Origin of the sequence: Kitasatospora sp. NPDC056731 (assembly GCF_040687675.1) — a bacterium.
Lineage (GTDB): Bacteria > Actinomycetota > Actinomycetes > Streptomycetales > Streptomycetaceae > Kitasatospora.
Map to the genome: position 1 here is coordinate 39,182 of NZ_JBFBNR010000033.1, position 25,971 is coordinate 65,152.

The window sequence follows — 25,971 nt, forward strand, 5'->3', positions numbered from 1 at the left end:
TCAGAGCCAGCCGCGGTCGTCGGCGGTGCGCAGGGCCTCGGTGCGGTTGCGGGTGGCGGTCTTGGTGATGGCGGAGGAGAAGTAGTTGCGCACGGTGCCCTCCGAGAGGTAGAGCTTGCCGGCGATCTCGGCGACGCCGGCCCCGGAGCGGGAGGCGTTCAGCACGTCGCGTTCCCGGGCGGTGAGCGGGGAGGCGCCGGCCGCCAGGGTGGCCGCGGCCAGTTCCGGGTCCACCACGCGTTCGCCCGCCGCGACCCGGCGGACGGCGTCGGCGAGCACTTCGGCCGGCGCGTCCTTGACGACGAAGCCGACCGCGCCCGCCTCCATCGCCCGGCGCAGGTAGCCGGCGCGTCCGAAGGTGGTGAGGATGACGACCCGGCAGCCGGGTACCTGCTGGGCCAGGACGGCGGCGGCGGCCAGGCCGTCGAGGCCGGGCATCTCGATGTCCAGGAGGGCCACGTCGGGCCGGTGTTCGCGGGCCGCGTCGACGACCTGGTCGCCGCGCCCGACGGCGGCGACCACCTCGAAGCCGTCCTCCAGGTCGAGCAGGGCGCACAGCGCGGTGCGGACCAGTTCCTGGTCCTCGGCGAGCAGCAGGCGGATCGTCATGTCGTCCCTTTCCGGGCGGGGGCGCGCCGGTGGCGGGCGCCCGGCGGGACGGTGACCAGCAGCCGCCACCCGCGCGGGCTCAGCGGGCCGGCTTCGACGGTACCGCCGGCCGCCGCGACCCGTTCCCGCAGCCCCCTCAGACCCTTCCCGATCCCGCTGCCCTCGCCGGTCCCGCCGGTCCCGCTGCCCTCGCCGGTCCCGCCGCCCCCGGCGGTCCTGCCGGTCCTGCCGTCCGCGCCCGTCCCGTCGTCGCGGATCTCCACGGAGGAGCCGGTGACGGTGACGGTGCAGCGGTCGGCCCGGGCGTGCCGGACCACGTTGGTCAGGCCCTCGCGCACCACCCAGCCGAACAGTTCCCCGTCCTGCGTGGCGACGGGGTCGGTGGACGTCGGCAGGTCGGCGACCACCCCGGCGGCGCGCAGCAGTTCGCGTCCGCGCGCCAGTTCGCCGGCCAGCGTGACGTCGCGGTAGCCGGTGACCGCGGCCCGGACGTCGGCCAGCGCCTGCCGGGACAGCGACTCCACCGCGGCCATCTCCGCCAGCGACTGGTCGAGGTCCTTGGCGGCGAGGCGCTGGGCCAGGCGGGACTTGACGGTGATCGCGGTGAGCGAGTGCCCGAGCAGGTCGTGCAGGTCGCGCGCGATCCGGTTGCGTTCGGCCTCCGAGGCCAGCCGCGCCACCTCGGCCCGGGCGGCCACCAGGGCCTGGTTGGTGGTGGCGATCTCCGCGAACGCCCCCGTGGTGAGCACGGTGAACAGCAGCGCCAGCGCCTGGAAGGTGCCGGGCCCGGTGTGCCAGGCGGGCACCGCCCACGGCACCAGCAGGGCGGCCAGGGTGGCGGCGACGGTCACCCGGGTGGCGTGGCGGCGCCGCAGCACGGCGACGAAGGAGACCACGACGGTGGCGAGGTAGAACGCGTTCTCGTGGGCGAACGGCAGCGCGGCCAGGAACAGCGCGCTCATCACCGCCAGCAGCAGGAGCACCTGCCGCCGCCGGCCGTGGACCATCGCGGTGGCGGTGAGGACGAAGCAGAGGCAGAACGCGCCGACGACCGCGTACCCGGCGACCAGGGCCGCCCCGGACACGTTGCCGCTCACGGCGACGGCGGTCAGGCACGGGTAGACCAGCATCCCGGCGCCCAGCATGATCCGCCGCCAGCCCTGCACCCACCGCTGCGGGGCGCGCTCCCCTGTGGCGCGCTCCGCGGCGGCGTGCCCGGGGAGGGTCGCCTCCGTGTCCTGGTCCACCCTCGCCTGCCTCACGTCGCGTCGGATCGCGCGAACAGGGTACGCAGGTGGCGTCCGTTGATCACGGCGGCCACCCCCGCCAGCACCAGCCCGCACAGGGCCTGCTCGGCCTTCATCCAGAACGGGAAGGTCCCCGGCACGCAGATGATCACGACGATCGCGGCGATCATGACGGCCGAGATGATCCGCAGCCGCCGGTACGCCGCGTGCGAGCCGCGGGCGGCCCGGGTGGTGAACAGGGACGTGACCACGGCGCTGGCCACGACGAGGCTGCCGCGGATCCACACGGCCGGGTTCACCAGGTCGGGGTGGTCGCGCAGGGCGTAGGCGGCCGCCAGGGTGACGACGCTGAGGCCCAGGTAGGCGAACACCAGCCGCCGGATGGTGCGGAAGGCCCGAACGGTGTCGGGGTGGTTCACATCGGTGGAGGTCATGCCCCCATGCTGTCCGCGCCGAGCCCCCGCCCGGCAGTGTGCTGGCGCACCGGCCGACCGTGACAATTGTCAGCAGGTCAGGGCAGGTCAGGGCGGGTCAAGGCGGGGCAGGTCAGGGCGGGGAAGGGCTGGTCAGGGCCGGGGAAAGCGGGGCCGCCGCCCGGCGGGGCCGGGCGGCGGCTGGCTGTCGGTCGTGCGGTGGGGCTCAGGTGCAGCTGGTGAAGGTGGGGCTGGTGTTGGCGATGTAGAGGGTGGCGCCGCCGGTGGGGTCGGAGGTGAGCGGGACGGTGATGGTGTCCTCGGCGGTCCACGGGATGCCGCGGGCGTCGAAGGTCCAGGTGCCGGTGACCTTGCGGGCGAGTTCGGCCAGTGTCACCCAGCCGTACTGCTGGGGCGGGACGTTGACGGTGACGCTGTTGTTGACGGTGGTCGAGCCCTGCCAGATGTTGGTGTAGTGCAGGGCGGAGCTGATCGTCCCGGTCAGGACCCCGCCGGGGGCGCCGGCGGAGATCTGCGTCCCCATGTCGGCGCCGATGCTGTTGGACCAGCCGCTCATCGTGGTGACCGCGAAGTTCTGCTGGGCGGCGCTGCTGGTGTTGTTGAACCAGATCGAGGAGACGCAGACCTTGGGCAGCGGCGCCGCGGGGGCCTCGCTCTTCAGGGCCCAGGAGCAGGAGGAGACGTCCTTTTGGCACTGCTTGGCGGCGTGGTCGACGGCCAGGTTGCGGGCGGCCAGCGGGAAGCCGGTGGACCACTGCTGGTTGGCGGTGCCGTTGCAGGTGTACTGGTCGGTCCAGGCGTCGTCGTACTGGGCGCCGAGCAGCAGGTCCAGGCAGGTGTTGTCGCCCAGGTGGCGGATCATGAACGCGTCGTCGGCCCCGGCGACCGGCTGCAGGAACCACCGCTGGCTGGCCTGTCCGGCGCAGGTCTGCTGGCGCAGGGCCGGGGTGAAGAAGGCCAGGTCGATGCACTTGCCGGTGTCGTTGTTGACGATGGTGAAGGAGGAGTCGGAGGGGTCGACGCTCAGCCGCCAGGACTGGTGGTAGCCGGGTGCCGAGTTGGTGACGATGTAGGCGCCGTCGCCCATGGTGCCGTTCTGGACGTCGAGTTGGCGTCCGTTGCTGAGGGACTTGATGGTCAGGCACTGCTGCGGGGAGGCGCAGGCGGCGGCCGGCGCCGTGGCGGCGTGGGCCCGCGCGGTCGCGAACGGGGCGGCGGTGAAGCCCAGGGCGGCGCAACAGGTCACCAGGACGGCCGCGATCAGGCGCAGCCAGGGAGCCGGTCGGCTCGGGGTCGTGGCGGAAAGCACGGGGTCGGGTCCTTTCGTCGGGAACAGGGAGAGGGAGAAGGGAGAGGGAACGGAAAGCAGGAGGGCGGGCCGGTCAGGCGGCGGCGAAGGCCGCTTCCAGGCGGGGGACGTAGTCCACGAGGTCCTGCGCCCAGCAGCCCGCGCTGTGGCCGCCGTTGCAGGCGGTGCCCCAGCCGGCGCCGTTGCCGTAGTCGACGTAGTGGTAGCGGTAACCGAGGGCGTCCAGGCGGTCCTTGAGGCGCTTGGCGGTGCCCTCGGCCCAGAACTCCATGTCGGAGGCGCTGCCGTTGCCGTTGCCGGTGTAGACCGCGATGCCGGTGTCGGTGAGCGCGCCCAGGCGGGAGACCGGGTCCGCGGCGTTCCAGCGCCAGTCGGCGTTGAACACCGGGTACGGCGAGCCGAAGATCGCGTCGCTGGAGACCGTGGGGCCGAAGTCGAGGCCGCAGGGCTTCCCGTCGCTGGGCCCGCACAGCACGGTGCCGGCGTTGGTCAGGGTGGCGACCACGGCCCCGCGGATGATCATCTCGTTCACGGAGAGGTCGTTCGCGCCGGACATGGTGAGGACCTGGCCGAACAGCTGGGGCCGGTCCTGCGCGTAGTGCAGCGCGCCGAAGCCGCCCATCGACAGGCCGCCGACGGCCCGGCTCTTACGGCCCGTCAGGGTGCGCAGGTTGGCGTCGATGAACGGGACCACCTGGTCGAGGTGGAAGGTCTCCCAGTTCTGCGCCCCGGCGGCGGTGTTCTGGTCGAGCCAGTCGGTGTACCAGCCGCGCAGGCCGCCGTCCGGGATGACGGTGATCATCGACTGCGCGGCGGTGAGGGCGGGGTAGGCCAGGGCCGGGTCGCTCGGGTTGTCCGAGGCGCCGTGCAGGAAGTACAGGACCGGGTAGCGCTTGGCCGGGCTGGCCGCGTAGTCGGCGGGCAGCAGGATCCGGATGGTGTGCTCCCCGGCGACCTGGGGTGTGGTGACGGTGAGCACGAAGTTGGTGGCGCTGCCGGTGGCGGCGCCGACCTGGGTGAGCCCGAAGCCGTCCTTCATCGGCGGCGGGGCGGGGGCCTCGGCGTGCGCGGCGGGCACGCCCAGCAGCAGGAGGCAGGCGGCCAGGGCGGCGACGGCCGCCTTGGCGTGCCGGAGCCGGGCGCGCAGGGGCCGTACGGGCGGGCGCCGGGCGGGCTGGGCTGGTGTCATGAGTAGTCCTTGGCCGTGAGGGTGCCGCCGTTCCCGGGGGGAACCGCTGGAGCTGTCTGAACACCGACAACTCTTGCGAGATCACCTCGCGGTCCGCCAGAGCGCCCTGCGGCGCACCTGGGCCATTGGCGCATGTGCGCCACCGGCGTGGGTAGCCTCCGACGGCCCGTCCGGGCGGCGCCGGCACGACGACAAGCCGACAAACCGACGAGCGGACGGGCCGACACGCCGGCAGACGGACACACCGATACGCCGACACACCGATACACCGACACGATGACGGGGGACGTCGTGCACGACGTGCTGGATCCCGACTCCGAACGCGGCCGGGTCTACCGCTGCCTGGTCGGCCGTCCGCAGGCGCGGGCGGCGGAGCTGGCGGCCGGGGTCGGCCTCGGCGAGGGCGCCGTCCTGGCCGTGCTCAGGGAACTCGCCGACGAGGGCGTCGTCGTGGCCTGCAACGGCGACGGCCCGCGCGACGACGGCCATTGCGGCGACGGCCACCGCGACCGCGCCTGGGAGGCGCTGCCGCCCGGCCGGGTGGTCGAGGCGGTGTTGCAGAGCGACGCCGTCCGGCAGGCCACGGCGCGCCGGGCCGGGGCGGAGCTGGAGCGCCTCTACCGCTTCGCCCGGCGCGACGCCGGCACCTACGGCGCCCTGGAGGTGGTCGAGGACGCCGCCCAGGTGCTGGCGGCCAGCCGGCGCCTCCAGCTCGCCGCCCGCCACCAGGTGCGGGTCATCGACGTGCCGCCCTACTCCGGCAGTTCGGCCTACTACCTCGACCAGGAGGTGCTGCAACGCCAGCGGATGGCCGCCGGGGTCGTCTACCGCTCGATCTACCACGGCTGCGCCTTCGACGACCCGGTCGCGGGCCCCAATATGGCGCGCATGGTCGAGGCGGGGGAGCAGGCCCGCACGCTGGACGAGCCGCCGCTCAAGCTGGCCCTGGGCGACGACGACCTGGCGATCGTCACGCTGGCGGCCGACGGGCGCCCGGGCGTCGTCTCGCTGCTGATCCGGCCCTCGGGCCTGCTGCGGGCGCTGGCCGCGGTGTTCGAGACGCTCTGGCGGCTGGCCGTCCCGGCGTCGGTGTCCGCCGTCGACCTGCAGATCGGTGAGCGGGACCGCCGCATCCTGACCCTGATGGCCAGTGGTGCCACGGACGACGCCATCGCCCGGCGGCTGGGGCTGGGGCGGCGCACGGTGGTGCGCCGGGTCTCGGCGCTGCTGGCCCAGTTGGGGGCCACCACGCGTTTCCAGGCGGGCGTGCAGGCGGCCCGGCGCGGTTGGCTGTGAGCCGTCCGCGCCGGGCCGGACCCCTGGGGGGTGGGGGTCAGGGAAAAGTGGTCAGCAGGTGCCCGCCGCGCGGTCGCGCACGACCAGGTCGGTGCGGCCGGGGGTGGAGTCCAGCCAGACCACCCGGGTGCCCTGGTCGGCCGCGGGCTGGTCCTGGCCGCCCCGGTCGCAGGAGAGGCGCTGCGGGGTGCCGCCGCCGGTCGGGAGCTGCCAGAGCTTGGGCAGCGCGGCGTTGGTCCAGCCGCCGGCGGGCTTGGTGCTCTCGACCTTGTAGGTGACGGCCTGGTCGGAGGCGGTGAGGTCGCTGTAGCGCGTCGGGGCGTTCGGCGAATCGCCGGCCAGCACCTCGGTCACGCCGGAGCCGTCCAGGGCGCCGGAGCGGATGGAGGCGCGGGCGGTCGCGCCGGCGGGGGTGTCCAGCCACAGCAGCCGGCCGCCGGCGAGCCGGGCGGAGGAGGCGGTGCTCGCGGCGCCGGGGGCGGCGTGCGCGGTGTACTGCGCGGTGACCTTGCCGGCGGCGATCGAGTAGACGGTCGGCGCGGTGACGTACTGCTGCCCGTCCTGCCAGGACTCGGTCCAGGCGAGGTAGCCGTCCTTGAGGGTGAGGTCGTCAGGGTGGTGCCCGTCGGCCAGCGGCAGTTCGACCGCGGGGGCCCCGTCGTGGGACAGCCACAGGCTGGTGCGGCCGGCGGCGAAGTCGTGCACGGTGAAGGCGATGTCGCCGCCGGAGACCTGCGGGTTGCCGGGCTCCTTCCCGTCGGCGAGGAACAGGCTGCGGACCGGGCCGGCGCCGGACAGCGGTGCGGTCAGCAGCTCCCGGCTGTGGTCCTTGGCGGTGGTGCCGATGGCCTTCCACACGGCGTTGGTGCCGTCGGTGGAGGGCCAGCTGTGGTAGCGGCCGTCGTCGGGGCTGAGCCGGACGGGGGCGCCGCGCCCGGTGGTGGAGCCGGTGTACAGCGCGGTGGTGCCGGGCAGGGTGCCGCCCGTGCCCTTGACCGGGTCGGGGGCGGGGGCCATCGCCACCCAGTGCCCGCCGCCGGCGGCCGGGGGCGCCATCGAGTAGGAGAGGTTGCGCGCCAGCGTGCGGCTGTCCATACCGATCCGGCTCTCCCAGCCGGCCTTGATCCCGTGCGCGTCGAACGCGGCTGCCACGGTGCGCAGTTGGGCGTGGCTGAGGCCGAGGTCGCGGCCGGCCGCGAGTGCCGCGTTGCGCCCGGCCACGAAGTCGTCGAGCGGGGTGAGGTAGGCGGTGAGCGCCCGGTAGACCACCCGGTCGGCGGTGAGCGGGTCGAGGGTGCGCCGGATGTCCCACAGGGCGCCGCTGAAGATGGTGGCGTTGAGGTGCTGTCCGCCGTTGTCGACCGTGCCGCCGAGGTAGTCGTTCACGGTGGTGCGGTGGTCGTCCATCCGGCGGTCCGCGCAGGCCTGCGGGGTGCCGGTGCGGCACTTGCTCTCGCCGAGCAGCGCCGCCGCCGGGTCGTTCATGGACATGCCGCGGGCGGTGACCTCGATGGCATTGCCGAAGTAGTCGGCGAGCCCCTCGTTCATCGCGCCGGCCTGACCCATGCCGACCAGGTCGGCGGTGTTCGATATGACGCCGTGGGTCATCTCGTGCCCGGCGATGTCGAGGGCCGCGGAGAACGGGTAGTAGTTGGGGCCCCCGCTGCCGTAGACCATCTTCTTCCCGTCCCAGTACGCGTTGGCGTAGGGGGCGCCGCCCTGGGACACGTTGACGACGGAGGTGATCGCGCCGCCCTTGCCGTCCAGGCCGTTGCGGCCGAACCGGTCGTGGTAGAAGTCGTACACGATACCGGCGTTGACGCCGGCGTCGGTGGCGCCGCTGGTGCCGGCGGAGGCCGGGAAGTCCGGGCCGGGGGAGTGGGCCGGGGGGAGGTCGGCGGGGATGCCGCCGCCGAAGTCCATCTCGTCCCGGCCGCCCGCGTCGTAGGTGGTGATGGTGGCGGGCCGGGTGAGGTCGGTGAGCTGGTAACTGCCGTCCGGCAGGCGGGCGATGTTCACCTTGGCGGAGTTGCCGCGGGCGTCCGGCGCGGTCCCGGTGGCGGGTTCGAGGCCGGCCGCGGCGGCGCGCTGGTCGGTGCCGCCCGCCGGGAGCGGGGCGCGGGTGTCGTAGGCGAGGGCGACCACGCCGACGTTGGCGTCCACGAAGACCTCGCGGGCCGCCGGCCCCCCGGTCGCCGGGTCGGCGGCGTGCACGGTGAAGCGCTGGGCGAGCCGGCCGGCGCCGTCCGGCAGGACGACCAGGCCGTGGTCCTCGGCGGTGGCCGCGGCCCGGGCCTTCGGGTCCTGGACGGAGCCGAGCGCCAGGTCCCGCAGGGCGGCGGCCGGGACGGTGGCGGTGGTCGGCACGGTCAGGCCGGTGAAGTACTTGCCGCCGACCGACTCGACGCGCTGCCCGGCGCCCTCGCCCGTCAGGTGCACCAGGTACTGCGCGCCGAACACGGGCACGCCGTCGTGGCGCTGCTCGAACCTGACGGTGCGCCGGCCGTCGGGGGTGCTCTCGGAGCCGACCTCGGCCAGCTCGCCGGGGTCGACGTGGTAGCGGTCGGCGTGGGCCGCGAGGTGGGCGCGGGCGGCGTCGGCGGGGCTGCCGACGGCCGACTCGGCCAGGCCGGTGACCAGCTGCGGGGCGGCGGTGTCCTGACCGGCCACCAGGGAGGGCACCGGGTCGGGGGCGGCCGCGGGCCCGGCCAGCGCGGGCGGCGCGGCCAGGGCCAGCGCCACCACGGCGGTGGCGCTGATGCCGAGTGCTGTGGACGTGCGGGAACGACGGGGCACGGAGGTCCTCTCGCAGGGCCGAACGGTGGTCGCGGCGGGCCGGTCGCGCCGACCACCGCGACGATCACGATAAGTCATCCAACGTCATATGTCGATAGACTTTCTATGTGCCCCCGGGGGCCGGAACCCGACCCCCGCAACCAGCCCCGCAACCGGCCCCGCAACCAGCCCCGGAAACCCCAACCCGCCCCGCCCGGCGAGCGATTCGTTCAAGACGCCACCACACCCCCCGACCGACACTGACCCCCATGACCGATCGCGCCTTCACCCCCGCCGCCGGCCGCCTCGGCCCCGTACGCCTCTACGACCCCATCGTCTCCCTCACCCGCGAACGCCTGTGGCGCAGCCTGCTCGCCATGCACGTGGCCCCCCGCCCCGACGACGTGATCCTCGACGTCGGCTGCGGCACCGGCTCCCTGGCCGTCCTCCTCGGCCGCGTCGAACCACGCGCCCGCGTCATCGGCGTCGACCCCGACCCCACCACCCTCGAAGTGGCCCGCCGCAAGGCCGCCGCCGCCGGCGTCACCCCCGAATGGCACCTCGGCATGGGCGACGCCGTCGCCGACCTCGTGGGCGCCGAAACAGCCGACACCGTCGTCTCCAGCCTCGTCCTCCACCAGTGCCCCATCCCCATGAAACAGGCCGTCCTCGCCTCCATGCACACCGCGCTGCGCCCCGGCGGCAAGCTCGTCATCGCCGACTTCGGGCGCCAGCGCACGGCCGCCATGCGCCTGGCGTTCCGCATCGTGCAACTGGCGGACGGCAAGGAGGACACCCAGCCCAACGCCGACGGCATCCTGCCCCGGCTGATCACCGAGGCCGGCTTCCACGGCGTGCGCGAGACCGAGACCGTCGCCACGCTCACCGGCTCGCTGTCGTTCTACGTCGCCCGCCGCGCGTAGGCCGCGCCCGCGCCGCCCGTCGGGTTCCCCGCCCGTCGGGTTCCCCGCCCGTCGGGTTCCCCGCCCGTCGGGTTCCCCGCCCGTCGGGTTCCCCGCCCGCCGGGTTCCCCGTGCGACCGGGGGAGATGACGCGCCGACAGGCCCGCGCCTCCTGCTCAGCCGAGCGCCGTGTACTTCACCCGCTCCTGGAGCGGAGTCAGGCACTCCGTCAGCCGGCGTGCCTCGATGCTCTCCACGCGGTCGGGCGGTTCGTCCTCGTCTCCGGCCCAGCACATGTAGATGTCGACCGTCCCGTGCAAAAGGGCCGCGGACACCAGCGCCGCCAGGAACTCCCGTGAGTGCTTCTGCGCGAGGAACTCCTCGCGCTCCTCGTCCCGCATCGCGTCGACGAGCGCCATCGCGTCGGCCGTGTCGGTGAACCCCTCCCACTCGAACCGGGAGCTGTCGAACCCGCAGCCGCAGCCCTCGTGCGAGCCGACGTAGGTCACGTGCGGTGAAGTGAAGCGGGCTCGAACGGGCGCGTCGGCGGCGATCTCGCGAACCTCGCAGTAGCAGGTCCCGAGTTGGGGACCGGCGCAGGGGATCGGCAGCACGGGCTGTTCGGTTCCGATCCACACCATCAGACACATGCGGACGAGGCTACGCCGGGCCCGAGGCACCCGCCGGACTGCCCGCCCGGCCCGAGGCACCCGCCCGGCCCGAGGCGCGCAGCACCGGGAGCACCGCCGACGGCGTCAGCCCCGTCATCTCCCGCATCTGCCGGCTGAAGTGCGCCTGGTCCGCGAAGCCGCCCGCCAGCGCCGCCTCGGCGAGCGTGCGCCCCTCGCCCAGCGCGTCGGCGGCGCGGGCCAGCCGCCGCCAGATCCGCCAGCGCGCCAGCGGCACCCCCAACTGCCGTCGTGCCAGCGCCCGCAGGCGCTGCGGCGACAGTCCCACCCGCGCCGCCAGCCCCGGCAGCGCGACCCGGTGGTCCGTCAGCGCCTCCATCGCCGCCCACAGCCGCACGTCCACCTCGGCCGACGGCAGCACCCCGGACGGACACAGGTCCTCCTCCACCAGGTCCCGCCACTGGGGCGCCACGGTGACACCGTTACCGCACCCCGCCCGCAGCCGGTCCGCGAACGCGCAGTGCGGATCGACGAAGAACGCCGACACCCCCCGGACCGGCGCCATCCGGTGCCACACCATCGGCGCCACCACCACCGCCGCGCCCCGGTGGCGGACCCCGGCCCCGTCCACGATCGTCACCTCGCCGCCCGCCGCCGCGACGGCGACCTGGAACGCGGCGTGCCGATGTGACGTACTGTCCGCCAACGGCCCCCGGTACAGCGCGTACCCCGCGCCCACGACGAAGCGCCGCCCGATCCCCTCCCGCTGCCCCATCCGCCCGATGCTGCCAGAGCTCCGCGCCCGCCACCCCGGATTCCGGCCACCCCCTAGCCCCTCAAGCCCACGTCGCGGGCCTTCCAGGCCAGGAACGCCGAGAACCGGACCGTGCCCACCAGCCCGGCCAGGGCGAGCACGATCCACAGCGGGATCCCGAGCAGGCTCGGCCGGCTCGTGATCATCCGCTCGCCGGCGAGCCACACCCTGGTCTCGTGGCCGTCCGGATACAGCTTCCCGGTGGGCCGCTCCTCGCTGAACTCCCGTCCGCCGGCGCTCCAGTGGTACGTGCAGCCGTAGACGTCGTGGCCCTGGTTCTGGTCGTCCAGCTCCCGGCCCGTCGTCCGGCAGCCCGTCACGGTGGCCGTGACGTGGGGCGGCTCGTGCAGCCGGGTGCGGACGGCGTAGGCGGCCTGCGCCGCCGCGAACACCGTGCCCAGGGCGAGCGTCAGCAGCAGCACCAGCGCCACACAGGAGACGACGTAGTCGGTGGTGGAGGCCCGACGCAGCAGCGGCAGCGAGGCGCCGACGGCCGCCACCAGCGCGACCCCGCACACCACCAGCCACCACCGCCGATCGCCCGGCAGGTCCTGCGACCCCGCCCACACCACCGGCCCGGCCGCGCCCCCCAGCACCGCCACCCCCGCCACCACACCCACCGCACACCGCCGGTGCAGCGCCCCCCACGCCACGGAAGCCTCGCGCACCACCCCGCCCCCTCTCCCAGCCGCCCGCCCGACCTCGCCACCCCCGAGGACGCCCTCACCCGAAGCCACGGTTTCGGTCCGGTGCGACACGGCTCGGTGCGGGGCTGAGCCAGGCTTATACGGGCAGATCCCATCCGGGCCCGTCCTCGGTGCCGAGCCAGACCCGCTGTCCGGCCGCCGACACGGTGATCCCGAAGCGATCCTGGTGCGGCTCACCGGCCGCCTGCCAGGTCTCAACCGTCTGCTCGACCTGGTCCCACAGGGCGACGGGCCCGCGCTGGGTCACGGTCCACCCGCCGGCGGGGTCGGGCGTCGTCCGGGCCTGCGATCCGGTGGCCAGGTCCCAGAGGATCTGTTGAGCCCCCACACCCATGCGGATTGCCCCGGGTGCGGCAAGCTGGGCTACCCAAGCGCCCGTCCAACTGTCCAGCTTCGCCGGGTCGATGCGGGTCGGACGCTCCTTGCCGGGCAGGAGGTCCAGCGTCGGGCGGGGCGGTCGGTCGTGCGTGCGGGCGATCATGAAACCGGTTTGGCCGGTCAGGAACCGGCCAGTGACCTCGCCAGGTCCGGTCACGTCGAGCAGCACGAGGGCGTTCGCGTAGCTCCACCCGGAGAGGGTGACCAGGATTCGACCGCCGGGCTTGACCTGGTGGAGCCAGGAGAGAGGGATGTACCGGACAGAACAGGTGGCGATGATCCGGTCGTACCGCCCGCCGTCCGGGTCGCCGCGCAGCCCGTCACCGATGATCAGCCGGGGGGAGAATCCCGCAGCCCTGATCGCCGCCGCCGCTGCCGCGCCGACCGCGGGGTCGTACTCGATGCTGGTGAGGCCGGCGTCCCCGAGGCGGTGCGCGCCGAGGGCGGTCGAGTACCCGGTGCCCGTACCGATCTCCAGTACCCGGTGCCCGGCCTCGGCGCCCAGCTGCTGCCACATGCGCAGTACGACGGACGGGAGGGTGGACGACGATGACGGGATACCTGTCACGGTCTCCCCAGCGGTGTCCTCGGGCCCGATGCGGCCGTCGAGTTGGGTCACCAGCGTCTGGTCGTCGTAGATCCCCGCCAGCCACCCGGGCTCGCCCCGACGGACGGGTCGGTAGCTGGTCGGAACGCTGCCGGCGACCGGAGCGAAGTAGGTTCCGACGAAGAGCTCTCGCGGAACGGCCCTCGCCGCGCTGTCCCACTCGCGTTCGGTCAGCGTGCCGTCCTCGGTGAGCCTGTCGGCCAGAGCGGTGCGGAGTTCAGCCGGTGTGCTCATGCGTCACGGCCTTTCTGTAGCTGGTCGGCGAGGGCGTGGGCAATCGCCTCGGTGGTCTCGGCCGGTTGCCATGCCCACTGGCCGTTCGGGTTGCATTCGAGGAAGTACCAGTCGCCCGAGGCGGTCACGGCGAAGTCGAACGCGCCGTAGACCAGACGAAGTTCTCCGAGGTAGGCGGCGACCGAACGTGCGACCGGCTCGGGTACGTCGATCGGGGTGCACGTCATCCGGTCCTGGCGGCGCCGCCAGTCAAGGTCGGGGCTGTCGATCCGGACGCCGAACAGGCGGTTGCCGACGGCCGTCACCCTTGCGTCGAACAGCTTCGGCACCTTCGCCTGGAAGAGGTGCGGGCAGGCGGACACGGCGCCGGTGATGTCGGCCGGATCGACCTCGCGCACCCACACGGCGTGAGGCTGCCCGTCGACCGAGTAGGGGATGTTCCACAACGGCTTGTACACCGCCCCGGCGGCCTGGGCCGCCACGAACTCCCGCGCCTCGTCCGCGCTGTTCGTGATCACCGTGTCGGGGACCGGGAACCCGCAGCGCTGCGCGGCCGCCAGTTGTGCCGGCTTGTGCTCGGCCGCACGGTTGGCCCAGGGGTGGTTCACGTAGTGTGCGGCGGGGAGCGAGGCGAGGATGCCGCCCGCACCCCACAGGGATTGCGAGGCGGCGAACCGGCGGTCCTGGCCGTCCAGTTCGGAGGGCCCTTCGTAGGGTGAGGCCCGGCGCACCCAGACGGACCGGACGGCGGAGAGGTCGAGGTCCCGGCTGGCGGTGCGCAGGGTGCCCCGCTGCTGGCCCGTGCGGTACGTGGCGATCAGCGAGGCACCCGTGTGCAGGTCGGCGCCGGGATCGAGCCGGACCACCGGAACCCGGCGCTCGGCGAGCACCCGCAGTACCGCATCCGTGGTCACGTCAAGGGGATTGGTCAGCACCAGCACCGACCCGCTTCGGTCGTTCATCAGCCGTTGCTCTGGTCCTGGTCGTAGGACTCGGTGCTGTCGGCGTCGGTCGGCCCGCCCGGGTTTCCGTCGGGCGTGGTCGTGGTGGGCGTCAGGCCGTTCGTGCTGGTGCCGTGCCCGCCCAACTCGACCGTGCGCCCGTGCTCGTCCACGATCACCGCAATCTGCGTCTCGGGGTCGATGACGGGCGTGTGCTGCGGGACCGGGACGGTAGCCGTGAACGGCCCCATCCGGGTGGTACCCCACGGTGCGGTTGTCATCTGTGCTGCGCCTCCATTTCGTGGTGGTGCTGACAGGGTCAACAACTGGGCCGGTTGGCCGAGTTGCGCAAGCCCACCCCGGTCGCTCGACCTGTCCGGGGTCGGGGCGGCCGGGGTGGGGGCTTGGGAGCCCGATCCGAGCGGAACGGACCTCAAGTCCGTGACGAGTTCGCCGGCCTGCGGGCGGTATCGCGGCTTCGGGGGCGCGGGGGTGTTTTTGCGCGCCACGACAGCGGCTCCGTTCCGTAGTTCGACGACTACCGGGGGTGCCAACTGTCCTCTAGGCTGCGGAGCTGTTCAACTTGTCCCACAGTGTCAGATTGGTAGGACGAACAGCCTTGAACAAGCGGGAACTTGACCCCCCGACATCCCCGGCCGCCGAGTTCGGCGTACTGCTTCGCACGTCGCGCGAGCAGCGAGGCTGGACTCAGGAACACCTTGCCGAGCTGATCGGCTGCACATCGTCGTACATCTCCGCGCTCGAACACGGCCGAAGGAAACCAAGTCAACAGATCTCAACGGCACTTGATCGAGTGTTCGAGTCGGGAGAGCAGTTCCTCAGGGAGTGGAGTACGTCCGGTCGGCGGGTCTTGTTCGAAGGCTTCGACGAGTACCTGCGCAATGAAGCGAAGGCCATCGCCCTGAGGCTGTTCGAGATCAACCTGGTTCCGAGTCTGCTCCAAACGCCCGAGTACAGCCGAGTTTTTCAGGAGGCGGCTGTCCTGCGGGGGGTCGCAACTCAGCAGCAGGCCGACGAACGAATCGAGAAGGTGCTGCTCCGACAGCAGGCCCTCGCCCGAGATCCGGCGCCGCACGTCCAGGTGGTGATGGACGAGGGGGCGCTACGGCGGCCGATCGGTGGTCGGGACGTCATGGTGGCGCAACTCAGGCACCTGGAAGCACTCGCTTCACGTCCCCGTTTCCTGGTGCAGGTGTGTCCTACCGCAGCAGGCGAGAACCGCCCGTTCGGGCATCCAATTACGTTGCTGACCATGCCGAACAGGGCCATCGTGGGGTACGGCGAGACGCAGCGGCGCGGCTACCTCGAACGCGATCCGGAGACGCTGGCCGAGTGGGCCGGTGAGTACGATCATCTCCAGGCCGAGGCGCTGCGCCGAGCAGCGAGCATCGAGTTCATTCGAAACGTGCGGAAGGGCTTTGAGCATGGATGATCGCAATGCCACCTGGCACAAGAGTTCCTACAGCACCCAGGGAGGGAACTGCGTCGAGGTCGGTGCGAACGTCGTCCACACCATCCCGGTCCGTGACTCCAAGGATCCCCACGGTCCCGCGCTGGTCTTCCCTGCCGACGCCTGGTCGAGCTTCGTCGCCGCCGTCCGTTCCGGAGAGTTCGGCAACGTCTGACGCACGCGTGCCGCCCCGAGGCCCCGCCACCCGGGAAACCGCCGGGAAGCCTGTCTCTCTCATGACCCGCACGCCCAGAGCCGAACGGTAGGCGGTCGGCGTCGTCGCACTCGGGCCCGCTCCCGCCCGATGCCACGGTTTCGGCCCGCGCCCGCATGCTCCCCACCCTGGTCGGGCGCCGCGCCGTCGCGCTCACCCTGCGCCGCTGCTGACCGGCGCCTCAGCCCCCAAGGCGCCAGTACGCTGCCCCTCAGCTCCCCACCAGCACGCGGAGGTAGAGGATGACCCGGGTCGCCGTACTGTCGGCAGGATCGTGGGGGACCGCCTTCGCGCTGGTTCTCGCCGACGCCGGATGCGACGTCGTCCTGCACGCGCGCCGCCCCGAGGTCGCCGACGGCATCAACACCCGGGGAGTCAACCCCGACTACCTGCCCGGCGTCACGCTGCCCGGCACGGTGAAGGCCACCACCGAAGCCGACGTTGCCCTGGCCGGAGCAGACGTCGCCATCCTGTCCATCCCCTCCCAGACCCTGCGGGCCAACCTGGCCGCGTGGGCGCCCCTGATCGAGCCGGACACCCTGGTCGTCAGCCTCATGAAGGGCATCGAGCTCGGCACCGGCCGGCGCATGAGCGAGGTCATCGCCCAGGGCGCCGCTCTCGACCCCGCCCGCGTCGCCGTCCTGTCCGGCCCGAACCTGGCCCGCGAGATCGCCGCCCGCCAGCCCGCCGCCAGCGTCATCGCCTGCACCGATCACGACGCGGCCCGCCGACTCCAAGTGGCCTGCCGCACCCCGTACTTCCGCCCCTACACCCACACCGACGTCATCGGCTGCGAACTCGGCGGCGCGGTCAAGAACGTCATCGCGCTCGCCGTCGGCCTGGCCGCCGGACTCGGCCTCGGCGACAATGCCAAGGCCACCCTCCTGACCCGCGGACTCGCCGAAACCGCCCGCCTGGGAATCGCGCTCGGCGCCGAACCTGCCACCTTCGCCGGACTGGCCGGCCTCGGCGACCTCACCGCGACCTGCCTCTCCGCGCTCTCCCGCAACCGCACCTTCGGCGAACACCTCGCCCGCGGCCTGACCATCGACCAGGCCGCCACCGCCACCGGCCAGACCGCCGAAGGGGCCAAGTCCGCCTACGCCGTCCTCGACCTCGCCCGACGGCACCACGTCGAGATGCCCATCACCGCACTCGTCGTCGCCATCCTCGACGGCACCGTCACCACCGACCGCGCCGTCGACCTGCTCATGGCCCGCACGCCCAGAGCCGAGCGGTAGGCAGGCGGCATCGCCACCCCGAGGACGCCCCCGCCCGATGTCACGGTTTCGGGCCGCGTCCGGTCTTCATCGGTGAACAGGGCGCGGCCGACACCCGCGCCCCCCGCTGCAGAAGAGGGACGAGCCATGGAAACCGTGACCGTGCGACGGGTCGTCGCGGCGCCGATCGCCGAGGTGTTCGACTGGTGCGCCACGAGCACCAACTACACCCGCTCCCCGTTCGTGCTCAGGGCGCGCCTGGCCCGGCCCGGGGAGGGCGCGCCCTACGGGGTGGGCGCCGTGCGGCTGCACACCTGGCTGATCGGCTGGTTCAACGAGCGGATCACCGCCTACAACGCCCCGCACGGCTTCGACTACACCGTCGACCGCAGCTTCCCGCCGGCCCGGCACGAGTTCGGCCGGATGACGTTCGAGGAGGTTCCCGAGGGCACCCTGGTCGTCTGGGCGACCGGCTTCGCGATCCCCGTCCCCCTCGTCGGCGCGGCCCTGGCCCGCCGGGTCGGCAAGCCCGTCATCGCCCACGTCTTCGGCGCCATCCTGGCCGCCGCCGCCACCGACCTCGAAGCCGCCCCGAAGAAGCGCCCCTGACGCCGCCGCCCCGCAGCCGCGTCCCGCGCGGCAGGAGCGGGACGGCTCAGGCCGGCGGGTTCGGCCGGTTCAGGCCGCGGTCGTAGGCGAAGATCACGGCCTGCACCCGGTCCCGGGCGCCGATCTTCGCCAGCACCCGGCTGACGTGCGTCTTGACGGTCGACTCCGCGAGCACCAGGCGCTGGGCGATCTCGCCGTTGGTCCAGCCCCGGCCGACCGCGACCAGGATCTCGCGCTCGCGCTCGGTCAGGGCGTTCAGCCGCGGGTCGTCCTCGGCGGCCGCGCCGGGCGGGCGCACGGGCAGGTGGTGGGCGTAGGCGTCCAGGAGGCGCCGGGTGATGGCGGGGGCGACGACGGCGTCGCCTTCGGAGACGGCGCGGATCCCGGCCAGGAGGTCCTCCGGGCGGGCGTCCTTGAGGAGGAAGCCGCTGGCGCCGGCGCGCAGCGCGGCGTGGGCGTACTCGTCGAGGTCGAAGGTGGTCAGGACGAGGATGCGCGAGCGCCCGCCGGTGGCGACGATGCGGCGGGTGGCCTCGATGCCGTCCATGCCGGGCATCCGGATGTCCATCAGGACGACGTCGGGCCGCAGGTCGGCCGCCAGGCGTACGGCCTCGGCGCCGTGCGCGGCCTCGCCGACGACCTCCGTGCCGGGCTGGCTCTCCAGCAGCATCCGGAAGCCGTACCGCTGGAGCGGCTGGTCGTCGACGATGAGGACCGTGGTCACGTCAGGCCGCCTGTCGGGTCGGGGTCGGGATCGGGATCGGGGGTGAAGGCGCCGAGGCCGCCGGGGCCGCCGAGGCCGTCGGGTCCGTCGGGCCCGTCGGGGGTGAGGTCGAGGACGGCCTCCACGGTCCATCCTGCCCCGGGCCCGGGCCCGGCGGTGACGGTGCCCCCGTACAGGGCCGCGCGTTCGCGCATGCCCGTGAGACCGTGGCCCTCCTCGCCCGCCGGACCGCCCCGCACCGCCCCGCCGGGTGGACCGCCGGGTGGACCGCCGTCCCGTACCCGCACCCGCAGCCGGCCACCCTCGGCGGCCAGCGTCACGTGCGCCCGGGTGTCGGGCCCGGCGTGCTTGAGGGTGTTGGTGAGCGCCTCCTGGACGATGCGGTACGCCATCAGCTGCACCCCGCGGTCCAGCCGCCCCACCTCGCCGCGCGCGGTGTACACGACCTGCGGCCCGGCGGCCCGGATGCGCGCGCACAGCCCGTCGAGGTCGGCGATGCCCGGCTGCGGCGTGAACTCGGGGCCCTGCTCGCCGCCCTGGTCGCGCAGGACGCCGAGCATGCGCCGCAGCTCGCCCAGCGCCTGGCGGCTGGTCTCCCCGATCAGCAGCAGCGCCTCCCGGCCCCGCTCGGGGGAGGCCTCGGTCGCGTACGCGCCGCCGTCCGCCAGGGTGATGATCACGGACAGGTTGTGGCCGATGATGTCGTGCATCTCCCGGGCCACCCGGGTGCGCTCGGTGGCGGTGGCCAGCCGGCTGCGCTGGTCGCGCTCGACCTCCAGCCGCGCCGCCCGCTCGCGCAGCCCGGCGAGCTGGGCCCGGCGGATGCGCACCGCGATGCCGACGGCCACCGCCGCCGTCGCCGCGCTGAACAGGAAGAACAGCGCGTCCCCGACCGGCAGCCCGCCGGACAGCTCCACCGCGACCAGCGCCGACGCGCCAGCCATCGCCGTGCACGCCCACGCCAGGTGCCGCAGGCTCCCGTGCAGGGCCAGGCTGTAGAGGGCGACGAGCAGCGCGACGTCCGCGCGCAGCGCCACCCCCAGCGACCACTGCAGGACGAACACCGCCGCGACCGCCGCGAACGCCGCCGCCGGGCGCCGCCGGCGCCACAGCAGCGGCAGCAGCAGCCCCGCCTGCAAGGCCAGCATCGCCGCCAGCGGCGGGCGGGCGAAGACGATCCGGTGCTCGCGCGCCCGCTCCCCGCCGTCGTGGAAGGGCAGCAGGTCCGGCAGGCAGAACAGCAGGAAGACCGCGGCCACCACCGCGGTGTCCAGCACCCACGGGTGGTCGCGGTCCGCCTGCCGCGCCCGCTGCCCCAGCCGGGCCAGGCGCGCGAACACCGGGTGCCCCGACAGCGGGTCGCCCCCCGCCCCCGCGGCGGTGTCGTGCTCGCTCACGGCGTCACCTTCGTCCAGCTCATCCGCAACGGTCGTCACCTTCGTCCAGCTCATCCGCAACGGTCGTCACCTTCGTCCAGCTCATCCGCAACGGTCGTCACCTTCGTCCAACCTCATCCCGGAACGGACACGAAAACGGACACGAAAACGGATACGAAACGCGCCCGGTGCGGCACCCGACTCGAACGGGCACCGCACCGGGACGTCCACGCAGTCTCCCAGTCCTCAGGCGTCGCTGCGCACCAGCCGCACGGCCGCGCCCGCCAGGGCGAGCACCGTCCACAGCAGGAAGACCGCCAGCCCCGCGGCGGGCGACAGCGTGGTCGCGTCGTGGTGCAGGGCGAACATCGCCTCGCCCGCGTGGCTGGGCAGGTAGGGGCTGATGTGGTCCTGCCAGGACGAGGGCAGCAGCGAGATCAGGCCGGGGACCAGCATCAGCGAGGCCACCAGCACCGAGATGCCGCCCGCCACCGACCGCAGCAGCGCGCCCAGCGCGACGCCGATCACGCCCACCAGGGCGAGGTAGAGCCCGGCCCCCAGCAGGCCGCGCAGGACGCCGGCGTCGGAGAACGTCATCGCCGCGCGGGTGCCGGAGAGGATGCCGCTGTCGGCCGCGAAGGCGACGAACACCCCGATGGTGCCGAGCAGCAGCACCACCACGCCGTACACCGCCGCCTTGGACCACAGCACCGGCAGCCGGCGCGGCACTGCGGCCAGGGTGGAGCGGATCATGCCGGTGGAGTACTCGCCCGCGGCGACCAGCACGCCCAGGACGCCGAACGCCAGCTGCGCGAAGTTGGTGCCGAACAGCGACAGGCTCAGGGCACTGGCGTCGGCGAAGTCCCCCCGGTCCATCGGGCGCCCCGAGGTGATCCTCGACTTGAACTGGAACGCGGCGATCAGCCCGAACGCGACCAGGAACAGCAGGCCCAGGCCCAGCGTGATCCAGGTCGAGCGCAGCGACCACAGCTTGGCCCACTCCGAGCGCAGCACGCGCACGGGCGTCACCCGGTAGGCGGGGCGCGCGGGGCGCCGGTCGGCGGCCGCGGACGTCTGGTTCGGTGCGATGGTGCTCATGCCGCGCTCCTCGGGGACTCGGCGCCGGCACCCGCACTGGCGGCGGGCCCGGTCGCGGTGGTGGTGCCGTGGTACTCCACGGCGTCCCTGGTCAGCTCCATGAACGCCTCCTCCAGGGAGACCGTGCGGGTGGTGAGCTCGAACAGGGCGATGCCCTGCTCGGCGGCCCGCAGGCCGATCTCCCGCGCGGCCAGGCCGGTGACGAGGAGCTCCTCCGAGCCGGAACGGCCGGTGACCTCCACCCCGGGCCCGGCCAGCGCCGTGCGCAGCCGGGCCGGATCGGCGCTGGCCACCTTCACCACGTCGCCGCCGGCCTGGCGGACCAGGTCCTGCACGGTGGTGTCGGCCAGCAGCCGGCCCCGCCCGACGATGATCAGGTGGTCGGCGACCAGCGCGACCTCACTCATCAGGTGCGAGGACACGAAGACGGTGCGGCCCTCGGCGGCCAGCGAGGTGAGGAGGTTGCGGATCCACAGCACGCCCTCCGGGTCGAGGCCGTTGACCGGCTCGTCCAGCATCACCGTCGCCGGGTCGCCCAGCAGCGCCGCCGCGATCCCCAGCCGCTGGCCCATGCCCAGCGAGAACGCCCCGGCACGCTTCCTGGCCACCGACTGCAGCCCGGTCAGCTCGACGACCTCCTCCACCCGCGAGCGCGGGATGCCGTGGGTGTGCGCCTGGGCCATGAGGTGGTTGAACGCGGAGCGCCCCGGGTGGATCGACTTGGCCTCCAGCAGCGCCCCGACCTCCTGCAACGGCGCCGAGTGAGCCGCGTAACGGCGCCCGTTGACGCGCACCGAGCCGCTGGTGGGCGCGTCCAGTCCGACGATCATCCGCATGGTGGTGGACTTCCCGGCGCCGTTGGGCCCGAGGAAGCCGGTGACCGTGCCGGGCTTGACCGTGAAGTCGAGCCGGTCGACGGCGGTCTTCTCCCCGTACCGCTTCGTCAGCTGGTGCGCCTCGATCATCGCTCACCCCTACGCTCCGGGGCCGGACCGTCCCGGCCTCCCTCACACTCCACGCTAGGTGCGGCGCCGGCGCGATCCGTGGTACCCCGGACCGATCATCGGAAGGGGCACGGTACCGCGGTACCGTGCCCGGATCGCCTGTTGCGGTTACATCACGACGTGTCCGATTCATCGAGTATTGGACCGGAGTGCGGCGATTAACTTTGTTGGCAGCGGTGCGAACGGTCTCTCATAATGCCTGCTGAGACGCGTGATGGACGGTCCGGAGAACCGCCGGGGGAGCGGTTTGCGAGGGAGTCCGCGCGCGAGATCCCACATTCTCCCGGGGGAGTTCCTTGTCCGCGCCCGAAAACGAAACAGCCGCCGTTCCGGAGCAGCCCGACGCTGCGCCGCAACCGGCCGCCGTACCGCAGCACCCCGCTGCGCCACAGCACCCCGCCGTACCGGAGCACGCCTCCGTACCGCAGCCCGACGCCGCGCCGCAGCACGCCGTCGCACCCGAACCGGCCGCGCGCCGGCTGCCGCGCGCCGTCGGCGTCGCGCTGGCCACCGCCGGCCTGCTCGCCGTCACGGCGACCAGCGCCGCGGTGACCGTCGCCGTCGGCAGGCCGGACACCCGCCCGGCCGCCGCCGCACCCGCGCCGGCCACCACCGCCACCGCCTCCAGCCCGAGCCCGACGCCCTCCGCCACCCCGGTGCCGGTACCGGTGCCGACGCCCACCGCCGCCCCGACCACCCCCAAGCCGGCCAGCACCGTCAAGGGGACCGTCAACGGCGGCAAGCACGAGGGCGACCTGCGCTACTTCCTGCTCCCGATCCCGGACGGCGGCGAGTCGTACGGGCCCGCGGACGGGATGACCATGACCAACGACGACGTCGCCGACCTGTTCGGCAAGCAGGACGGCATCATGGACATCCTCGGCTCGTACGGCTACCAGTCGGGCGCCACCCGGATGTACCGGACGGCCGACGGCAAGGCCGAGGTGACCGTCACCCTGCTGCGCTTCGGCTCCACCTCGATGGCGCGCGAGTTCGTCCAGGGATACACCCTCAAGTCGCAGGACCCGATCGACATCGACGGCGACCCGAACGCCCACGGCTACCTGCACAAGCCCAAGCAGCAGGCGTACACCGGCTCGATGACCGGCATCTCCAGCCAGGGCGACGTCCAGTACACGATCGACGTCGAGGTGAAGGGGACACCGGACAAGGCGCTGCTGAGCGGGCTGATGAAGCGCCAGCGCGAGTGGCTCGCCTCCGGCGGCTGAACGCAGCTGAACGCGGTTGAACCCGCGCCGCCGCCCGCCCCGACGCCGTCCTCCCCACCCTCCTCTGGAGCCATCCCGTGACCACCGAACCCGCGCTGCCCCCGCCCGGCACCGCGCCGGCGCCCGCCGCCCCGCCGCGGCCCGCCGCCATGCCCGCCGAACCGTCTTCCGCCGAGCCGCCGTCCGATGAACTTCCTTTCGCTGAACCGCAGTTCACCGCCGAACCGCTGGCCGGCCCCGAGCGGGCGCCCCGCGCCCCGCGCCGCCCGCGCCCGGTGCTGCTGGCGGTGTCCGGCCTGGTGCTGGGCACCCTGGTCGGCGGCGGCGTCGGCTACGCCGTCCAGGCCCAGCGCCCGCCGACGCCGCTGCCGCCGATCCAGGTCGCGCGCCCGTCCTACCCGGCCGCGGCGGTCGACCCGACCGCCTTCGCCGCCCAGCAGCCCAAACCGCTGGCCATCGACGGCGACCTGCTCAAACTGCTGATCGGTGCCCCGGACGGCAGCGCCGCCTGGGGAGAATTCCCGGACAAGCCGAGCTGGGTGTCGGTCGGCGAGCTCGCCGAGCACAGCGGCAGCGCGGTCCGCGACTTCAAGGACCTGAACTCCCGGGGCTTCCGGCGCGCGGCCGAGGTGGACTGGAAGAAGGGCGACACCAGGTACCGCGTGTCGCTGGTCCAGTACGCGCCGGACCGCGCCAACGAAGCCGCCACGCACGCCGTCGGCACCACCCGCAACCTGAAGCCGTTCGCCGACGGCGCCAACGGCGGCTACCGGGTGGACGAGACACCCAGGTACTGGGCCGACAGCGCCGATCGGTACTACTACGGCCAGGCCGTAGCCCAACGCGGCACGGTGGCGATGGTGGTCGAGGTCTTCGACCCCAAGCCGGTGAACCCCGACGTCGTGAAGGACCTCGCCAAGCAGCAATGGGAGCGGCTGGTATGACCGACAACAGCATGACCGGGACCCCGGCCGCCACACCGGCGCCGACCGCCCCCGAGGCGGCCCCGGACGCTGCCGAACAGCCCGTCTCCGAGCAGCAGTTCGCCGCCGAGCCCGCCGCGCCGACCGCCGCAGTACCCGCCGCGCCCGCCGCCCCGCGCCCCGCCTCCCGCCGCCTGCTGCGCGCGGGCGCCGCGACGGCCGCGGCGGCGCTGGCCGGGGTGGCCATCGGCGTCGGCATCATCAAGACCCAGTACGACGACCCCGCCCCGGCCGTCGCCGCCGGGCCGTCCGCCGCGCCCGTCCCGACCGCGACCGCCACGCCGTTCGGCGCCAAGTCCAACGGCAACCACTTCGGCTCGCTGCGCGACCTGCTGCTGCCCGTCCCGGCCGGCTACGAACCCGGCCCGGACGAGGGCGGCTACGGCAACGACACCGAACTCGGCGCCGAGTTCCTGTCCGCCGAACTGGACGACGAACTCCAGCAGATCCCCAAGGACAAGCGCGACAAGCTCCGCTCCTACTGGGAGGGCCTGCACGTCAAGGCCACCGGCGTGCGGACGTACCGGACCAGCGAGGACGACCTGGTGGTCGGCCTGAAGCTGCGCCAGTTCAACCAGCAGGAAGTGCAGAAGCTCAACGAGTACACCGCGGTCTTCACCGGCGACACCGGCCTGTTCCGGATCGGCCCGGAGATCCCGGGCCACCCCGAGGCGCACTGCTACCTGATGCCGGCGCCGCCGTCCGCGCCGATCGACTACCTGGAGTGCTCGGCCGCCGAGGGCGACCTGCTGGTGGTCATGAACGTCGAGGGCGTGGCACCGCTGCCCAAGGACCGGATCGTCGCCCTCTTCACCCTGCAGCTCGACCGCCTCGCCCGCCCGGGAGCGTCCGCATGACCGACCACGCCACCCCGCACGAGCCCGCCGCTCCCGCCGAGACCCCCGCGGGCACCCTCGCCGAGGCCGCCACGGAGACCTTCGCGGAGACCTCCACGGGCACCCCCGCCGAGTTCCCCGCCGCTCCCGCCGCGGAGACCCCCGAGGAGCACGAGGCCCGCCTCGCCCGGCGCAGCGCCCGCCGCAGGGCGGCCGCGCGCTGGGCCACCGCCACCCTGGTGTTCGCCCTCGCGGGCACCGGCGCCGCGCTGGCCGTCACCGCCCCCGAGCGCACCGACCTGCCCGGCCTGGCCACCCCGGGCGACGGCCGCTACACCTTCCCGCCGCTGACGCTGCCGCCGCTGCCCTCCGGCAGCAGCACGCCGGACCGTACGGGCGGCAAGAACGCCCTGCACGCCGCGGACCTGCGCTATCTGCTGCTGCCCGCCCCCAAGGAGGCCGGCGGCAGCCTCACCCCGGCGCTCTACCCGGTTCCCACCGCCGCGGCCACCGGCACCCCGTCGGCGAGCGCGACCCCGACCCCGAGCCAGACCCCGACCGCCTCCGCCTCCACGTCGGCGTCGGCCTCGGCGGGCGCGAGCCCGTCCACGGCCCCCGCCGGCCAGGCCCCGGCCGACTGGGTCACCTGCGATGCGATCCTCGCCGACCAGCGGGACCCGGCCGAGCTCCGCGCACTGCTCCTGCAGGACGCCTGCCGGGCGGCCACCGTCCGGGAGTGGACGGCCTCCGACGGCACCCGCACCCAGATCCGGCTGCTGCGCTTCGGCGCCTCCTTCGAGTCCTGGAACGTCTTCTCCTCCCTGCGCTCCGACGCCAGGCCCAATGCCCTGCCCGGCGCGAAGAGCACCTCCCACAGCGCCTGGGACACCGTCGAGGGCGTCCACCTGGACGCCCAGGAGAGTACGGCGAAGGGCGCCAAGGGCACCCCGAACGCCCGCATCGCCTACCTCTGCGCCTCCGACCTCGTCGCCGTCGTCACGATGACCAACCCCGACGGCGTCCCGGACGCGGCCTTCCGCCAGGTGGTCACCCTCCAGTCCGACCTCCTGGCCTGACACCGGCCCCCGCGCCCGCTGCCACCCCCGCGCCCGCCGCCCCTACGCCCGCCGCCCGCA

General features: G+C 73.7%; 26 protein-coding genes. 10 read left to right on the top strand and 16 right to left on the bottom strand.

Annotated features, from left to right (window positions below; translation table 11 throughout):
* The 5 genes from AB0R04_RS28215 to AB0R04_RS28235 all read right to left on the bottom strand — a co-directional run bounded on the left by AB0R04_RS28215 (position 1) and on the right by AB0R04_RS28235 (position 4,788).
* Positions 1–609, bottom strand: coding sequence for a response regulator transcription factor (locus AB0R04_RS28215; RefSeq protein WP_363376070.1), 609 nt, complete (start codon positions 607–609; stop codon positions 1–3).
* On the bottom strand, positions 606–1,856 hold the full coding sequence (locus tag AB0R04_RS28220; RefSeq protein ID WP_363376073.1) for a histidine kinase: 1,251 nt from the start codon (positions 1,854–1,856) through the stop codon (positions 606–608). The genes AB0R04_RS28215 and AB0R04_RS28220 overlap by 4 nt, the downstream gene beginning before the upstream one ends.
* An 11-nt stretch (positions 1,857–1,867) precedes the next feature.
* A complete protein-coding gene (locus AB0R04_RS28225; protein WP_363376075.1) occupies positions 1,868–2,290 on the bottom strand; it encodes a hypothetical protein in 423 nt (140 codons plus the stop codon).
* 205 nt (positions 2,291–2,495) lie between these two features.
* Positions 2,496–3,599 (bottom strand): RICIN domain-containing protein, encoded by a 1,104-nt coding sequence (locus AB0R04_RS28230; RefSeq protein WP_363376078.1) that lies wholly within the window; start codon positions 3,597–3,599, stop codon positions 2,496–2,498.
* A 73-nt stretch (positions 3,600–3,672) separates the two neighbouring features.
* Positions 3,673–4,788, bottom strand: a complete 1,116-nt coding sequence (locus tag AB0R04_RS28235) for an alpha/beta hydrolase-fold protein (RefSeq protein ID WP_079136646.1) — start codon at positions 4,786–4,788, stop codon at positions 3,673–3,675.
* A 276-nt stretch (positions 4,789–5,064) separates the two neighbouring features.
* Here AB0R04_RS28235 and AB0R04_RS28240 point away from each other — a divergent pair, with 276 nt between their 5' ends.
* Positions 5,065–6,084: a LuxR C-terminal-related transcriptional regulator gene (locus AB0R04_RS28240; protein WP_363376081.1), complete on the top strand. Its 1,020-nt coding sequence runs from the start codon at positions 5,065–5,067 to the stop codon at positions 6,082–6,084.
* Positions 6,085–6,135: 51 nt separating this feature from the next.
* Here AB0R04_RS28240 and AB0R04_RS28245 read toward each other — a convergent pair whose 3' ends face one another.
* Positions 6,136–8,880 (bottom strand): M4 family metallopeptidase, encoded by a 2,745-nt coding sequence (locus AB0R04_RS28245; RefSeq protein ID WP_363376084.1) that lies wholly within the window; start codon positions 8,878–8,880, stop codon positions 6,136–6,138.
* 248 nt (positions 8,881–9,128) lie between these two features.
* Between AB0R04_RS28245 and AB0R04_RS28250 the strand changes: the two genes are divergently transcribed.
* Positions 9,129–9,782: a methyltransferase domain-containing protein gene (locus AB0R04_RS28250; RefSeq protein WP_363376087.1), complete on the top strand. Its 654-nt coding sequence runs from the start codon at positions 9,129–9,131 to the stop codon at positions 9,780–9,782.
* A 155-nt stretch (positions 9,783–9,937) separates the two neighbouring features.
* Here the strand turns inward: AB0R04_RS28250 and AB0R04_RS28255 are convergent, their stop codons facing one another.
* The 6 genes from AB0R04_RS28255 to tgmA all read right to left on the bottom strand — a co-directional run bounded on the left by AB0R04_RS28255 (position 9,938) and on the right by tgmA (position 14,352).
* Complete coding sequence (locus tag AB0R04_RS28255; protein ID WP_363376090.1) at positions 9,938–10,411, bottom strand: hypothetical protein; 474 nt, start codon at positions 10,409–10,411, stop codon at positions 9,938–9,940.
* A 10-nt stretch (positions 10,412–10,421) separates the two neighbouring features.
* The gene (locus tag AB0R04_RS28260) at positions 10,422–11,165 is read right to left on the bottom strand and encodes an AraC family transcriptional regulator (protein ID WP_363376093.1); all 744 of its coding nucleotides are present in this window, start codon (positions 11,163–11,165) and stop codon (positions 10,422–10,424) included.
* 53 nt (positions 11,166–11,218) lie between these two features.
* Entirely contained in the window at positions 11,219–11,872 is a 654-nt protein-coding gene (locus AB0R04_RS28265; protein ID WP_363376096.1) for a hypothetical protein, read from the bottom strand.
* Positions 11,873–11,987: 115 nt separating this feature from the next.
* Positions 11,988–13,130: an ATP-grasp peptide maturase system methyltransferase gene (gene tgmC / locus AB0R04_RS28270; protein WP_363376099.1), complete on the bottom strand. Its 1,143-nt coding sequence runs from the start codon at positions 13,128–13,130 to the stop codon at positions 11,988–11,990.
* Positions 13,127–14,092 carry an ATP-grasp ribosomal peptide maturase gene (gene tgmB / locus AB0R04_RS28275; RefSeq protein WP_363376102.1) on the bottom strand — a complete coding sequence of 322 codons (966 nt, stop codon included), beginning with the start codon at positions 14,090–14,092 and terminating at the stop codon, positions 13,127–13,129. The genes tgmC and tgmB overlap by 4 nt, the downstream gene beginning before the upstream one ends.
* A complete protein-coding gene (gene tgmA, locus AB0R04_RS28280) occupies positions 14,092–14,352 on the bottom strand; it encodes a putative ATP-grasp-modified RiPP (protein WP_363376105.1) in 261 nt (86 codons plus the stop codon). The genes tgmB and tgmA overlap by 1 nt, the downstream gene beginning before the upstream one ends.
* Before the next feature lie 338 nt (positions 14,353–14,690).
* Here tgmA and AB0R04_RS28285 point away from each other — a divergent pair, with 338 nt between their 5' ends.
* The 4 genes from AB0R04_RS28285 (at position 14,691) to AB0R04_RS28300 (ending at position 17,585) form a co-directional block, all read left to right on the top strand.
* On the top strand, positions 14,691–15,524 hold the full coding sequence (locus tag AB0R04_RS28285) for a helix-turn-helix transcriptional regulator (RefSeq protein WP_363376107.1): 834 nt from the start codon (positions 14,691–14,693) through the stop codon (positions 15,522–15,524).
* On the top strand, positions 15,517–15,717 hold the full coding sequence (locus AB0R04_RS28290; RefSeq protein WP_363376109.1) for a DUF397 domain-containing protein: 201 nt from the start codon (positions 15,517–15,519) through the stop codon (positions 15,715–15,717). The genes AB0R04_RS28285 and AB0R04_RS28290 overlap by 8 nt, the downstream gene beginning before the upstream one ends.
* A gap of 281 nt (positions 15,718–15,998) precedes the next feature.
* Positions 15,999–16,997, top strand: a complete 999-nt coding sequence (locus tag AB0R04_RS28295) for an NAD(P)H-dependent glycerol-3-phosphate dehydrogenase (RefSeq protein WP_363376112.1) — start codon at positions 15,999–16,001, stop codon at positions 16,995–16,997.
* A gap of 126 nt (positions 16,998–17,123) precedes the next feature.
* Positions 17,124–17,585: an SRPBCC family protein gene (locus AB0R04_RS28300; protein ID WP_363376114.1), complete on the top strand. Its 462-nt coding sequence runs from the start codon at positions 17,124–17,126 to the stop codon at positions 17,583–17,585.
* A gap of 46 nt (positions 17,586–17,631) precedes the next feature.
* Here AB0R04_RS28300 and AB0R04_RS28305 read toward each other — a convergent pair whose 3' ends face one another.
* The 4 genes from AB0R04_RS28305 to AB0R04_RS28320 form a co-directional block, all read right to left on the bottom strand.
* Positions 17,632–18,309 carry a response regulator transcription factor gene (locus AB0R04_RS28305; RefSeq protein WP_063352848.1) on the bottom strand — a complete coding sequence of 226 codons (678 nt, stop codon included), beginning with the start codon at positions 18,307–18,309 and terminating at the stop codon, positions 17,632–17,634.
* Positions 18,306–19,706 (bottom strand): histidine kinase, encoded by a 1,401-nt coding sequence (locus AB0R04_RS28310; RefSeq protein WP_363376117.1) that lies wholly within the window; start codon positions 19,704–19,706, stop codon positions 18,306–18,308. Before AB0R04_RS28310 ends, AB0R04_RS28305 begins: the two co-directional genes overlap by 4 nt.
* Positions 19,707–19,931: 225 nt before the next feature.
* Positions 19,932–20,783 (bottom strand): ABC transporter permease, encoded by an 852-nt coding sequence (locus tag AB0R04_RS28315; RefSeq protein ID WP_363376119.1) that lies wholly within the window; start codon positions 20,781–20,783, stop codon positions 19,932–19,934.
* Entirely contained in the window at positions 20,780–21,748 is a 969-nt protein-coding gene (locus AB0R04_RS28320; protein ID WP_363376121.1) for an ATP-binding cassette domain-containing protein, read from the bottom strand. The genes AB0R04_RS28315 and AB0R04_RS28320 overlap by 4 nt, the downstream gene beginning before the upstream one ends.
* A 335-nt stretch (positions 21,749–22,083) precedes the next feature.
* On the opposite strand from AB0R04_RS28320, the gene AB0R04_RS28325 reads away from it, so the two are divergent.
* The 4 genes from AB0R04_RS28325 (at position 22,084) to AB0R04_RS28340 (ending at position 25,911) form a co-directional block, all read left to right on the top strand.
* Positions 22,084–23,016: a hypothetical protein gene (locus tag AB0R04_RS28325; protein ID WP_363376124.1), complete on the top strand. Its 933-nt coding sequence runs from the start codon at positions 22,084–22,086 to the stop codon at positions 23,014–23,016.
* 77 nt (positions 23,017–23,093) lie between these two features.
* Positions 23,094–23,960 (top strand): hypothetical protein, encoded by an 867-nt coding sequence (locus AB0R04_RS28330; protein WP_363376126.1) that lies wholly within the window; start codon positions 23,094–23,096, stop codon positions 23,958–23,960.
* Positions 23,957–24,856, top strand: coding sequence for a hypothetical protein (locus AB0R04_RS28335; RefSeq protein WP_363376128.1), 900 nt, complete (start codon positions 23,957–23,959; stop codon positions 24,854–24,856). The genes AB0R04_RS28330 and AB0R04_RS28335 overlap by 4 nt, the downstream gene beginning before the upstream one ends.
* The gene (locus AB0R04_RS28340) at positions 24,853–25,911 is read left to right on the top strand and encodes a hypothetical protein (RefSeq protein WP_363376131.1); all 1,059 of its coding nucleotides are present in this window, start codon (positions 24,853–24,855) and stop codon (positions 25,909–25,911) included. Before AB0R04_RS28335 ends, AB0R04_RS28340 begins: the two co-directional genes overlap by 4 nt.
* Positions 25,912–25,971 lie beyond the last annotated feature (60 nt).